Source organism: Lactococcus fujiensis JCM 16395 (assembly GCF_002441655.1).
GTDB classification, from domain to species: domain Bacteria; phylum Bacillota; class Bacilli; order Lactobacillales; family Streptococcaceae; genus Lactococcus; species Lactococcus fujiensis.
In genome coordinates, this window is sequence record NZ_JXJU01000001.1 from 141,491 (window position 1) to 154,237 (window position 12,747).

General features: G+C 37.5%; 10 protein-coding genes and 1 other RNA gene. 9 read left to right on the forward strand and 2 right to left on the reverse strand.

What is annotated here, in order from left to right:
• Nucleotides 1-29: 29 nt before the first annotated feature.
• Nucleotides 30-815 (reverse strand): Cof-type HAD-IIB family hydrolase, encoded by a 786-nt coding sequence (locus RT41_RS00680; RefSeq protein ID WP_096816850.1) that lies wholly within the window; start codon nt 813-815, stop codon nt 30-32.
• Between the two features lie 80 nt (nt 816-895).
• Between RT41_RS00680 and RT41_RS00685 the strand changes: the two genes are divergently transcribed.
• The 6 genes from RT41_RS00685 to RT41_RS00710 all read left to right on the forward strand — a co-directional run bounded on the left by RT41_RS00685 (nt 896) and on the right by RT41_RS00710 (nt 8,262).
• A complete protein-coding gene (locus RT41_RS00685) occupies nt 896-3,181 on the forward strand; it encodes a DNA translocase FtsK (protein WP_096816851.1) in 2,286 nt (761 codons plus the stop codon).
• Nucleotides 3,181-4,188, forward strand: coding sequence for a DNA polymerase III subunit delta (gene holA / locus RT41_RS00690; protein WP_096816852.1), 1,008 nt, complete (start codon nt 3,181-3,183; stop codon nt 4,186-4,188). The genes RT41_RS00685 and holA overlap by 1 nt, the downstream gene beginning before the upstream one ends.
• A 52-nt stretch (nt 4,189-4,240) precedes the next feature.
• Nucleotides 4,241-4,630 carry a cell division regulator GpsB gene (locus RT41_RS00695; RefSeq protein ID WP_054639015.1) on the forward strand — a complete coding sequence of 130 codons (390 nt, stop codon included), beginning with the start codon at nt 4,241-4,243 and terminating at the stop codon, nt 4,628-4,630.
• A 30-nt stretch (nt 4,631-4,660) separates the two neighbouring features.
• Nucleotides 4,661-5,027: RNase P RNA component class B (gene rnpB, locus RT41_RS00700), an RNA gene on the forward strand.
• 67 nt (nt 5,028-5,094) lie between these two features.
• Nucleotides 5,095-6,249 (forward strand): THUMP domain-containing class I SAM-dependent RNA methyltransferase, encoded by a 1,155-nt coding sequence (locus tag RT41_RS00705; RefSeq protein ID WP_096816853.1) that lies wholly within the window; start codon nt 5,095-5,097, stop codon nt 6,247-6,249.
• Between the two features lie 51 nt (nt 6,250-6,300).
• Nucleotides 6,301-8,262, forward strand: a complete 1,962-nt coding sequence (locus RT41_RS00710; protein WP_096816854.1) for a cell division site-positioning protein MapZ family protein — start codon at nt 6,301-6,303, stop codon at nt 8,260-8,262.
• 377 nt (nt 8,263-8,639) lie between these two features.
• Here the strand turns inward: RT41_RS00710 and RT41_RS00715 are convergent, their stop codons facing one another.
• Complete coding sequence (locus RT41_RS00715; protein WP_096816855.1) at nt 8,640-9,731, reverse strand: M24 family metallopeptidase; 1,092 nt, start codon at nt 9,729-9,731, stop codon at nt 8,640-8,642.
• Nucleotides 9,732-9,984: 253 nt separating this feature from the next.
• Between RT41_RS00715 and ccpA the strand changes: the two genes are divergently transcribed.
• The 3 genes from ccpA (at nt 9,985) to RT41_RS00730 (ending at nt 12,735) form a co-directional block, all read left to right on the forward strand.
• Nucleotides 9,985-10,980, forward strand: coding sequence for a catabolite control protein A (ccpA, locus tag RT41_RS00720; RefSeq protein WP_096816856.1), 996 nt, complete (start codon nt 9,985-9,987; stop codon nt 10,978-10,980).
• A gap of 81 nt (nt 10,981-11,061) precedes the next feature.
• Nucleotides 11,062-12,042, forward strand: coding sequence for an NAD(P)/FAD-dependent oxidoreductase (locus tag RT41_RS00725; RefSeq protein ID WP_096816857.1), 981 nt, complete (start codon nt 11,062-11,064; stop codon nt 12,040-12,042).
• A 132-nt stretch (nt 12,043-12,174) separates the two neighbouring features.
• Nucleotides 12,175-12,735 (forward strand): CvpA family protein, encoded by a 561-nt coding sequence (locus RT41_RS00730; RefSeq protein ID WP_096816858.1) that lies wholly within the window; start codon nt 12,175-12,177, stop codon nt 12,733-12,735.
• Nucleotides 12,736-12,747: the final 12 nt, after the last annotated feature.

Consider the following 12,747-nt stretch of genomic DNA (forward strand, 5'->3'; position numbering starts at 1 on the left):
AGAAAAAAAGCAGTGATTTTACTGCTTTTTTACATTAAATCCCAATGCTTAAAAGCATTGATAATCCCATGGTCGGTATTTGAACTTGAAACGAAATCAGCCATTTCTTTTAATTCAGGTACTGAATTTCCCATTGCCGTTTTATGGTCGGCCGCTGCTAAGAGGTGCAAGTCATTTCTCCCGTCTCCAAACGCGAAAGTTTCTCCTTTAAAATCAAGTACATCAAGAACATGTTTTAGCCCCGTTCCTTTATTGGTTGAGATATTAGTTACATCAATCGAACTTGGCGAATTCATAAAGAAATTCAATTCGGGAACTTCTTTTTTATAATATTCTACTTGACTTAATTGATTCGTTAAGACAAGAAGCATGTTCACTTCGTCTGTTAAATAACGCTCAGGTGCAGCATCCGGCATAGGTGCGTGCGTGTAGGCATAAGCGGTACGAGCGTGATCTGTAATTTTATTCAACCAATACCCCTGTCCGTCGTAGAAAGAGAGTGCTTCATTGTGGGGCTCAGAGGCGCTCAGTAATTTTTCCACGGAAGAAATTGGAATTTGCTCTTTATAAATTGTTTTGCCATCTAGAACGATGTACTGGCCATTCAAGGAAACAGCACCCGTAATTCCTGTTTGCTTCATAATATCATCAAGTTCGAAATTGCCTCGACCAGTCGCAATGAAAGGGAGAACACCATTGTCACGGATTTTCCTAATCCCGTCGATTACTTCCCCATCAAGCTGGCTTTGGCTATTTAATAGGGTCCCATCGAGGTCAAAGAAGGCTAATGCCTTATAATCATTGATATTTTTCATAATTTAATCGTATCATTTATGCTATAATTAGTAAAGGGTTAACCCAACAATTATTGAAAAATTAGAGAAGTGAAGAAGATATGGCTACAAAAAAGAAAAGTACAAGGAAACCAACGAATAAAGAAAGACAGATGCGCGCAGCCAATCGACGAATGATTAGCTTTTTTGTCGGTTTGATCATAATTATTTTTGCCCTAGCGCGTCTGGGAATTTTTGGTCTCTTTCTATATAATGTAGTCCGATTATTTGTAGGATCACTCGCAATTACCTTACTGTTGAGTTTGCTAATTTTTATGTTTGTTGCACGTTTTAAAAAAGGAATTTTTAAACGGAATTCTAAATGGATTCCCGCCTACATTTTGTTTTTCATTGGGCTGATTTTAGTTTTTCAAATTCAATTTGACAAACTTTATGGTAATGCTACGACTTTTCATTTTGTTTGGACAGAATTAATGTCAGGTAAAGTTACTCATTTTGCAGGTGCTGGCCTAATTGGTTCACTTTTATTTGGACCTGCAAAATCACTCTTTTCTGTCGTTGGCGTCTATTTTATCACCGCTCTTTTATGGTTGATTGCCCTCTATCTCATGGCTCCAGGTTTAGCCCCTAAACTTAAAGAAGCGATAAAATCTAAACTTGCAGCGTCTTCTGAGAAACGTGCAGCTAAGAAAAAGGCTAAAGAAGAAGCAAAACGTGAGGCAGAATTAATGGCTCAACTTAATGCTGAGCAAGAAGAAGATTCAAATGAAGTTGATGAAGAAGAACAAGCTGCTCCTATGCGAAATGAGGTTCCAATAGCTATTGCTCAAGTTCATCAAAATAATATGCAAGATTTCGAACAGGGACCAAATGATGCTGAAGATGATTCAGTAAATGAGCCCATTCATTTCTCTTCAACCACATTTGAAGGAAATTATCAACTCCCGACCGTTGATTTACTTGGAGAAATTCCTGTAAAAAATCAATCAGGTGAACGAGAAAATGTTCGAAAAAATATTCATATCCTCGAAGAGACTTTTTCGTCATTTGGCATATCGGCTACTGTTGAATCAGCGGTTGTTGGCCCATCTATTACAAAATATGAGATCAAATTAGCTACAGGGATAAAAGTTTCTCGAGTTGTAAACTTGGCGGACGATTTAGCGCTTGCCCTTGCGGCGAAAGACGTTCGTATTGAAGCACCAATTCCAGGAAAATCTCTCGTTGGAGTAGAAATTCCAAATGCTGAAGTCGCTACGGTTGGCTTTCGTGAGATGTGGGAAAATGCAAAAACAAATCCTACAAAATTACTTGAAATTCCGCTTGGGAAATCACTTGATGGTGGGATGCGTATCTTTGATTTGACGAGAATGCCTCATTTATTAATTGCTGGTTCGACAGGGTCCGGTAAATCAGTTGCTGTCAATGGTATCATAACTTCAATTTTGATGAAGGCACTGCCTAGTCAGGTGAAATTCCTCATGGTTGACCCAAAAATGGTTGAATTATCCGTCTACAATGATATCCCTCATTTATTAATACCTGTTGTTACAAATACTCGTAAGGCCGCTCGTGCGCTACAAAAAGTTGTTGATGAAATGGAAAATCGTTATGAATTGTTCAGCAAATTTGGTGTGCGAAACATTTCTGGATACAATGAAAAAATAGAAAAATTCAATGCACAATCAGATGAAAAAATGGTTCCATTGCCATTAATCGTTGTTATCGTGGATGAACTAGCTGATTTGATGATGGTGGCCTCGAAGGAAGTGGAAGATGCAATCATCCGTCTGGGACAAAAAGCACGAGCTGCAGGCATACACATGATTTTGGCGACACAACGTCCATCCGTTGATGTTATTTCAGGTTTGATTAAAGCTAATGTCCCTTCCCGTGTGGCATTTGCGGTCTCTTCTGGGACTGATTCGAGAACGATTATAGATCAGAATGGAGCAGAAAAGTTACTTGGACGTGGGGATATGCTCTTTAAACCCATTGACGAAAATCACCCGATTCGCTTGCAAGGTGCTTTTCTAACTGATGATGATGTTGAATCAGTCGTGACTTTTATTAAAGATCAATCTGAGTCCCAGTATGACCTTGAAAAATTTGACCCAGGAGAAGCCTCAGATGACGATAGTCGTGGCAATTTCGGTGGCGATGAATCTTCCAATGACCCTCTGTTTGATGATGCTAAGGCGATGGTCATTTCTGCTCAAAAAGCCTCTACTGCACAACTACAAAGAGCTTTAAAAGTAGGTTTTAACCGTGCATCTGACTTGATGAATGAACTTGAAGCTGCCGGAGTTGTTGGCCCCGCAAAAGGAACGACGCCACGTAAAGTCTTGATTACGCAAGAAGGTGAAATCTTGGAAGGTGAAATGTAATGAGTGTATTCGATGATTTTGAACGTCTCAAGCGTGAAGGACTGCCTCAAATTTTGGTAATCTTTGGTGAAGAAGATATGCTCGTTCAGGAAATAAAAAATCAACTTTTGGATTTTGTTAAATATGATTCGACAGACTTAGGTCAATCATATTTTGATTTGAATAATGGCAATCTAGATTTAGCACTTGAAGAGTTGGATTCTCTCCCATTTTTCTCAGATATACGTCTAGTCATTTTTGAAAATTTAACCAATATGACCACTGAAAAAAAGTCGGTCTTTGATGACAAACAAATGAAACGTTTTGAAGACTTTCTTGAAAACCCAGTTGATTTTACACAACTTGTAATTATTTTACATGGGAAATTAGATAGTCGCCTAAAATCAGTCAAAAAACTAAAAAAAGTGGCCAGTTTATTAGATGCCAAAAAAATGAAACGGACAGAGTTGTTCAATTATTTTAACAAGGTCAATCCAGAATTAAGCAATCCTGTTCTTAATCGCATTGTCGATAAGTCAAACGAACAATTTCCTACGATTAAACAAAACATTGAATTAATAAAAACATTTAATGGCAATAAAAAGATTTCCATCGAAGATGTTGAAAAAGTCGTTCCCAATTCGCTACAAGATAATATCTTTTTGTTAACAGAATTTGTGATTCGTGGTAAAATAACAGAAGCGAGAAATTTAGTTCATGATTTGACCATGCAAGGTGAGGATATCATCAAACTTACAGCAATTTTGACAAATTCTTTTCGCTTGTATTATCAGACTAAACTCATGCAGGAAAAAAATTGGTCCGAAGCAAAGCAAACTGAGCAACTCAAAATCAATCCTTATCGGATAAAATTGGCCAATCAGCTAGTAGGATCGATATCATCAACCTACTTTGCTCAAGCATTGCTGGATTTGATTGATTTGGATTATCAATTGAAGAGCACTGGTGCAGATAAGGTTTATCGTTTTGATGTCACTCTTATTAAATTAACCTTGAAAAAGAAGTAAAAATTTGATATGATTGATTGTGGACATTTTATTATGAATAAAAGAGGAAAAAATGCCAACTTATAAATTAACCCCAAAAGATATATACGAAGCTGATTTTGATACTAAAATGCGCGGTTTTGATAAGGAACAAGTCGATGAATTACTCGATGATGTTATTCAAGATTACGAAACTTTCCAAACGGAAGTTTTGCGCTTGCAAGAAGAAAATGAATTTTTGAAGAAAAAAATTGCCGAATTGGAAATGCAAGTTTCTAAACCCAATCAGGCAAATTTTGATGACACACAAAGGTTTGAGCCAAATACGTTTCATATTCCAACACCAACGCCTAAACCAAAAGTTGAAGTTCGTAACCCAAGCAATTTTGAATTGTTGAAACGAATTAATCGATTGGAACAAGCGGTTTTTGGTAAAAATGGTTTGGCCAATGAAGGCGAATAAAACCTTCATTAAATAATGAATTAAATAACAGTTTTCGGATAACTGCGCGATTATAACTTTATGTTTTTTCGTGAGGAAAGTCCAGGCTCGTGCGATGCTGAGATGCTCGCAGTGATTGTGTCAGGCGAACAAATAAGCCTGAGTAGGAGCGTCACTCCTAACGGCGGAGATGAAGGCTAAGGTTTTACTATGCCTAAATTTCTGTAAAGTGCCAAAGAGACGATGTCGCAGGGAAACTTGCGAAGTGGAACGTGGTAAACCCCTCAAACGAGCAACCCAAACATATGGTAGGGGCATTCAGCTAGCCGAATTGAAGGTGTGGCAGAGATTGTGAAAACAATAGACAGATGGTTATCGAATGTAGTCTAACTACAGGAACAAAACTTGGCTTATAGAAAACTGATGACACGAGCTGGAGCGCAATGCTCTGGCTCTTTTTTTAGCAAATAGAATAATTAGGAAAAATGAAAAAACAATTTAAATTTATGGCAACAGCTGCGGCGGGATTGGAAAGTCTTGTTGCAAAAGAACTGCGTCACCTAGAAATGGAAAATGTCACGATAGATGACCGATCACGAGTCTTTTTTGATGGCGACTTGAGCAGTATGGCAAAAGCTAATCTCTGGCTAAGAACGGCGGATCGGGTCAAGATAGTTGTAGGAGAATTCAAGGCAAGAACCTTCGATGATTTGTTTGAACAGGTGTATGCACTACCTTGGGACGAATTGATTCCCTTCGGTTGTCAATTTCCGGTTAGTAAAGCAAAATCCGTGAAATCGACTTTGCATAATGAACCCTCTATACAAAGTATCACTAAAAAAGCAATCGTAAAGAAATTACAGAAAGCTTATCATCGTCCAGATGGCATGCCAATTCCAGAGAATGGTGCAAAATTTTCAATAGAGATTGCAATTCATAAAGATCAGGCTACTGTTACAATTGACACGAGTGGAGAATCACTATTCAAGCGCGGCTATCGTCAAGAAAAGGGGGAAGCTCCTTTGAAAGAAAATATGGCAGCTGCCATTATCATGTTTACGAATTGGTTAGCAAACCCGAATCGTTCTTTTGTTGACCCTACTTGTGGGTCTGGGACATTTACCATTGAAGCAGCAATGATGGCACTAAATATGGCACCCGGGATGAAGCGTGATTTTGCATTCACAGCTTGGCCTTGGTTTGATAGGAACCTTTTAGAACAAGAAAAATCAGCTGCTCTAGCCGTTATAAATAAGGATTTAAGGCTTGATATTCAAGGCTTTGATATTGATGGTCGCATGATCGAAATCGCAAAGCGTAACGCACTTGCCGCAGGTTTAGATGGTGTGATAAAATATAAACAAATGCGCTTGCAAGATTTCCAAACGGATGCTTTGGATGGTGTTCTTGTTTCAAACCCACCATATGGTGTACGACTTGAAGATGACGAAGCAGTCGCTCAATTATATGCTGAAATGGGCAAAACATTTGCACCTTTGCAAACTTGGAGTAAGTATATTTTGACCAGTGATTTGTTATTTGAATCACATTATGGTGCAAAAGCAACGAAAAAGCGCAAGCTATATAATGGGACATTGAGAACAGATCTTTATATGTACTTTGGAAAACGCATTAAATAACTTGATAAAAAATCGAAGATTTGGATTTAAATTTTTTCCAAAAGGAGAAAAATGACTACTGAAAACAAGGAACTCGAAAATAATAAAAAAATTGTCAAACAAACAACAGGTGAAAAAACTTTAAAATTAAAAGATTTACAAAATTTTACGGTAGGTGAAATTGTTGAGAAATCTAAACGGGTTGACGAGGAAAATGATTTAAATGAGTCTATATTGGATAAATATATTCGTCAACACCGAAGTGAAATTGAAGAAGCTAAAAATAAAGGTTTAGAGAATTACATTTTGTCTGAACGTTCTAAATTAAATTCCCAGCAAAGTGAAGTGTCTAAAATAGAAAATTTTGCTGATGAGAATTCTAAAGTAATTGAACATACTGCTGAAAGCTCTGCTACAGAAGCCTTATCTGATGTGAAATCAAATCCTATTCAAGCCGAAGAGCCTGATTCAGTTGAAAATCTAGCTGAACAAAAATCTGAAAATGAAGTGGGAGCAGCATCTGATTTAGAAAAAGAAATTCAGCCTAAAAGCCCACAAATAGATGAGGCCACTGTAGTTGGACAAGGTGAAATTGATCAAAACCAATCGGTCAACCATGAAAATAAGGGCGCTGAAATTGATGAAACACTTTTCCCTGAAATTCAAGCTGCTCCGGCCAACCAACATGAAGCGGAACACATGGTCGCAAGATTTGAGGATGATGTTTTGCCTGTTGAAAATGAAGAAGAAAATGCTACCGATACAAGTTCTACAGCTGAAGAAAGTCAAGAAAATGGAACAAAGATTCAGCCAAAAACGAATCCTGATTTTGACCAAGTGACCATTGGTACAGTCCCTGAATTAACTGCAGAATCAAATGAAAACAGCGATAATAAAATGGGCAACTCTGACAGTGTTAAGGTGGAAAGAAGTAAAAAAGATTTCGTTTCAGAACCTGAAAACAATGAATCAGCACAACGCGTAACTGGACATGAAATGACCGAAAAAACTCTAAATGCTGATGAAAAACATGTAAATTTTGATCCTGTCATTGCCGCAGAAAATGAAAGTCAAAGCCAGAAAAAATCACGCAAAACACCAATTATTATAGGAGTTTGTGCCGTCCTTTTACTTGCTGCAGGTGGGGCCTATTATGCTTCTCAAAATGCAGCACAAAAAACGATACCTGTCAAAACGAGCCAGTCGTCAAGCAAGTTGTCAGCTTTGGCTCAATTTAATAAGGATTATGATGAGTATTATTTGGATTCGGATCATTCAGTATTGAGAAATAGTAAATTTGGTCAGCTCACAAACTTATCAAATGATTTGGATAAGATTAGCTCAAACAAGGAAAAACAAGCTGCTAAGAGCAAGTACGAGACACTTAAGTCTGAAATAGATGCAATTAATTTAATCAATGGTCTTTTTGATTCTGCTGTCATTAATGATGGTAAAATAGTTTCTGGTGCAACTTTAAAATCAGGGGTCGCGTTACCTAGCTTACCAAAAACTACAAATAGTAAATTGAATAATTTGCTAAAACAAGCGCTAGAGGAGGCCAAAACTCAAAAGGCTGCATCGACTAAGTCAGTAAGTTCAAGTCAAGCAGCTAAGACTGCGGTGGTGAGTCCATCTTCCTCCACTTCAAGCACGGCAAAATCTTCAACAGCTCAATCAGCTAGCAGAAAGCCAAGCACAAGTAGTCCGACCATAAATGCTAACGTGACTGTAGATAATTCACTTGCACGTGTGAAACCGCAGGCTAATTTGAATACGTCAGATCCTGCATTTACTTGGGCAGCTGGGATTAAAGATAAAGTGCTTAATAAATGTCGTACCCGTGGTTATATCAAGGGAAATGACTACATTTTAATTCCTGTCGCAATCCATACGACCATTGGAAATGGTTCCCCTGCTGGAATTAGATCAGGTTATTATAATCTTTATGACCCTTCTGGACGATATCTCTTAACGATAAACTGTAAAACTGGTTATTTCTTTGGCAATGGAAGTCAACACCCTCTTGATTTTTAACTAAGCTAAGAAAATCGTAAGATAAAAAATAAGACGGTTGACGATTTCCAACGATAATAGCGATATTATTTGGAGGGAGATAATGACAACATTTTCTGACCGTTTGAAATGTCAGCGATTAAAGGAAGGTTCCACGAAACAAGAGAGAGTAAATCAAATATAGATGTTGAATTGCCTTACCAATTGTAAAATGACAAAGTTGTGCTAAATTTTACATCTCTTATCGGAAACTTCAAGGAATTGTCAGTATCAACCGATCATTTGCTCGGTCTTACCTAGGACAATGAATATGATCATAAAAAGGGCTCTTTCATGAGGGCTTTTTTATGAATTAAAAAAAACAGGACACGATGTCCTGCTTTTTTGATTGAGTTCAATTAGTAAATAACCAAGTCGTGATTGGTATGTGTAAAACTTTCACAACCACTTTCTGTAACGTAAAGGCAATCTTCAATACGAACGCCTACTTTACCGGGAATGTAAATTCCTGGTTCATTTGAGAAACACATTCCTTTTTCAATGATGATGTCTTCAGAACCACCAATGGAAGGGAATTCGTGACAATCCATTCCGATACCGTGACCGAGACGGTGATTGAAGTATTCACCATAGCCAGCTTTTGTGATGATATCGCGCGCCACTTTATCGATTTCGATGGCTGAAACACCTGGTTTAATGAAATCCATGGCTGCAGCTTGAGCTTCTTTTACGATGGCATGAATATTAGCATCAAAATCATTTGGCTTCCCGATTGAAATTGTACGAGTTGCGTCGGAAGCATAGCCTTGGCTCATCACTCCAAGGTCGAAAAGTAAAAGTTTATTTTCTTGTACTTGAACTTCTTCAGGAACGCCATGTGGATTTGCAGCACGAGCGCCAGTCAGGACGATCGTGTCGAAAGACATTTGTGAAATCCCCATACGTTTCATTTCGTATTCGATTTTGGCAACGATATCGGACTCGGTCACTCCATTTCGAGCTGCGGCTGTATGGAAACCAATTTCAAAACACTTATCGGCATAATCACCAGCAATTTTCATTTTTTCAATTTCATCTGCTGATTTAATCAAACGCATTCGTTCGATCAAAGGGGTGATATTTACAAATTCAGTTGATGCTCCAAATTGTGATTTTAAACCTTCTGTTTTTGAAAGTGGGATATCAGAATATTCAACTGCAATTTTTGATACAGTTGTTTTAACGTGTTCACGTACTACTGCCCAAGGATTTTGAGCATCTTCGTATCCGAAAATATCAAAGCCACTTGTTTTTTCTTTAGCTTTTTCAACTTCTAAAGCCGGAGTGAAGAGCATGGGTTGAGCATCACGGAAAATAATTAAACCTGCGATACGTTCATGTGGGTCAATGGCAAGACCAGTCAGATAATTTAAAGTAGTTGAATTCGTGATAAATGTCATATCGACATTTTTTTCTTCAAGAAATGTTATGATTCTTTCGATTTTACTCATTGTGTCCTCCGTTTGGTGAGTAGTGATACTTTTCATTTATTTTCAAATTAACTAATAGAGTTAATTATTTTGAAAAAATAATGATAAATAGATGAAAATTATCTATAAAAGTATTATAATATAATTTTACGCTATTTTTAGTGAAAAATCACGTATAAGATGATTGAAAATGCTTTCACTTCATGTTATAATACGTTATGAAAATGGTTTTCAGAAAACGGAATCAAAATAAGGAATGAGGAAAACAATTAATATGGTTGAATCTACAACAACAATTTATGATGTCGCTCGAGTTGCTGGTGTCTCAATGGCGACGGTAAGTCGTGTAGTCAATGGGAATGCAAATGTAAAGGAGAAAACACGTCAGAAAGTTTTAGATGCGATTGCTGAACTTGATTATCGTCCTAATGCGATTGCCCGTGGACTGGCTAGCAAACGTACAACTACTGTCGGCGTTGTTTTACCAACAATCACATCCCCATATTTTGCAGCAATTGCACGCGGAATTGATGATGTTGCATCAATGTACAACTATAATGTCGTACTTGCGAATTCTGATAACGACGAAGAAAAAGAAGGCAAAGTTATTGAAAGTTTCCTTTCAAAACAAGTGGATGGAATTGTCTTCATGGGAAGTTCATTGTCAGAATCTGTACGCAATCAACTTGTAGGAACACGAACACCTGTCGTTCTTGCTGGAGCAATTGATGGAGATAAAGAATTAGCTTCTGTTAATATCGATTACCATAAAGCTGCATATGAAGCGACTAAGAAATTATTGAAAACTGGTAAAAAAGTGGCTTATGTCCTAGGCTCATTGAATGACGCTGAAAATGTTGAGCGTATGGTAGGTTACCAAGAAGCGCTTGAAGAAGCGGGTGTAAAATTTGACGAAGCCCTCGTTTTTGAAGGCAATTATTCTTATGAAAATGGCCGTAATTTAGCTCAACATTTAATTGATAAAAATGTTAACTCAGCTGTTATTTCAGTTGACGATGTTGCTGTTGGACTGTTGAATTCATTGCAAGAAAAAGGAGTGAAGGTCCCTACTGATTTTGAAATTATTGCAGGTTCTAATTCTGCATTGACTCAATATTCATTTCCAGCTTTGACCTCTGTAAATCAACCACTTTATGACTTGGGCGCAGTATCAATGCGTTTGTTGACAAAATTGATGCTCAAAGAAGAAGTCGCTGAAAGTCAATTAATCTTGGACCACGAAATCATCAACCGTCGTTCAACTAAATAATAAAAATTAAAAGCGAGCCTTGGCTTGCTTTTTTGTGTCGGAAAGTAAAATACTTTTTACAAAATATGATATAATTTGCTTATGAAAAACTACGATTTGTTAATTGTTGGTGGCGGTCCTGTTGGACTTTATGCTGCCTTTTATGCTGGCATGCGTGGCCTTACGGTTGCGATCGTTGAAGCATTTGATGAAGTTGGGGGGCAACCTCAGAATCTTTACCCTGAAAAGAAAATTTACGATATTGCCGGATTACCTGAAATACCAGGTGCAGCTTTGACCAAAAATTTATTACGACAACTGGAAGGTGTAGAATATGACTCATTTGTTGGACAATACGTTCAAAAAATTGAACAAAATGGAGAACTTTTCTCGGTCATCACAGATGAGAATGAGTACAGTTCAAAATCTGTCTTATTGACCACTGGTGCTGGTTTGATTTCACCACGTAAACTGAATCTTGAGGGTGAAGAGGAGCGTCATCAGACGGGCAAGCTCTCTTATTTCATCAGGTCGTTGGAAGATTTCCGAGATCAAAAAGTTGCTGTGCTCGGTGGGGGGGATTCAGCGTTGGATTGGTCGCTCATGCTTGAAGGAATTGCTTCAGAGGTTCATTTGATCCATCGTCGCCCTAAGTTCCGTGCCCACCAATTAACGGTTGAAGAAGTTAAAAATTCTACGATTCAAATACATACTCCTTATGTAGTGTCAGCACTGACTGAGTCGGGGCTTGACTTGCAAGTGGTCAAATCAGACGAAAAATTGCGGATGGATGTGGATCGGATTTTAGTGAACTATGGTTTTTTGACCAATCAATTAGATTTAATTGAAGCATTAGAAATAACAAGAGCAGGTCGTGTTTTAGTCGATCGCAAAATGAAAACTAATATAGCGGGTCTATATGCAGCTGGTGATGGTGCTGATTATGAAGGGAAAGTTCCTTTACTCTCAGTTGGTTTTGGTGAGGCCGTAATTGCAGTCAATGCGATTACAAACACAATCTCATTAGACCATGACATTAGAAAAGGACATTCATCAAGCTTATTCGCTGATCAAAAGAAATAAAGAAGTACGAATGTATTTCTTTTTTTGTTTTGACTTGTTTGATTGGATGTCAATGGCTTTCCATAAATATTGGGTCGAGATATGTTATAATATAGAAAAACATCACGAAATTGTTAACGATAGGAAAAATGAATGTTACTTAATCTAATTATTATTTTGATGCTTGCCTGGGCTTTTATGCTCGGTTATTCAAGAGGATTAATTCTGCAAGCTATTTATAGTGTAGGAACAATTTTTGCAGCCTTTATTGCGGCAGGAAATTATAAAGCCTTGGCATCGAGCCTTAGTCAATGGATTCCTTTTGCCAGTGCTACGTCGAGCTCACATTTGTTGCTGTTCTCAGATAATTTGCTTTTCCATTTGGATGAGGCTTTTTACGCTGGGATTGCATTTATTATTATTTTTGTACTTGTTTATACCATAATAAGAATTGTTGGTTTATTTTTGAAATTTGCAGTGGCACCGCTTGGCAGAAATGGGAAAATTTTAGCAGGCATCCTTGGTTTATGTGCAACTTATTTTGGCTTACAAATGTTTTTTGTCACGTTGAGCTTAGTTCCTATTTCAACGATTCAAAACTATCTTTCAGGTTCTGGACTAGTACGCTTAATGGTTTTACATACACCCATCACATCAAGCTATTTCCAAAACCTCTTTATTGAAACCATCACGAAAATTAACCCTTTAGGTTAACATGAAAATTTA

Excerpts from the sequence above, each read along its gene's own strand:
- RT41_RS00680 (WP_096816850.1), bottom strand. The coding sequence starts at position 815 with ATGAAAAATATCAATGATTATAAGGCATTAGCCTTCTTTGACCTCGAT.
- RT41_RS00685 (WP_096816851.1), top strand. The coding sequence starts at position 896 with ATGGCTACAAAAAAGAAAAGTACAAGGAAACCAACGAATAAAGAAAGA.
- holA (WP_096816852.1), top strand. The coding sequence starts at position 3,181 with ATGAGTGTATTCGATGATTTTGAACGTCTCAAGCGTGAAGGACTGCCT.
- RT41_RS00695 (WP_054639015.1), top strand. The coding sequence starts at position 4,241 with ATGCCAACTTATAAATTAACCCCAAAAGATATATACGAAGCTGATTTT.
- RT41_RS00705 (WP_096816853.1), top strand. The coding sequence starts at position 5,095 with ATGAAAAAACAATTTAAATTTATGGCAACAGCTGCGGCGGGATTGGAA.
- RT41_RS00710 (WP_096816854.1), top strand. The coding sequence starts at position 6,301 with ATGACTACTGAAAACAAGGAACTCGAAAATAATAAAAAAATTGTCAAA.
- RT41_RS00715 (WP_096816855.1), bottom strand. The coding sequence starts at position 9,731 with ATGAGTAAAATCGAAAGAATCATAACATTTCTTGAAGAAAAAAATGTC.
- ccpA (WP_096816856.1), top strand. The coding sequence starts at position 9,985 with ATGGTTGAATCTACAACAACAATTTATGATGTCGCTCGAGTTGCTGGT.
- RT41_RS00725 (WP_096816857.1), top strand. The coding sequence starts at position 11,062 with ATGAAAAACTACGATTTGTTAATTGTTGGTGGCGGTCCTGTTGGACTT.
- RT41_RS00730 (WP_096816858.1), top strand. The coding sequence starts at position 12,175 with ATGTTACTTAATCTAATTATTATTTTGATGCTTGCCTGGGCTTTTATG.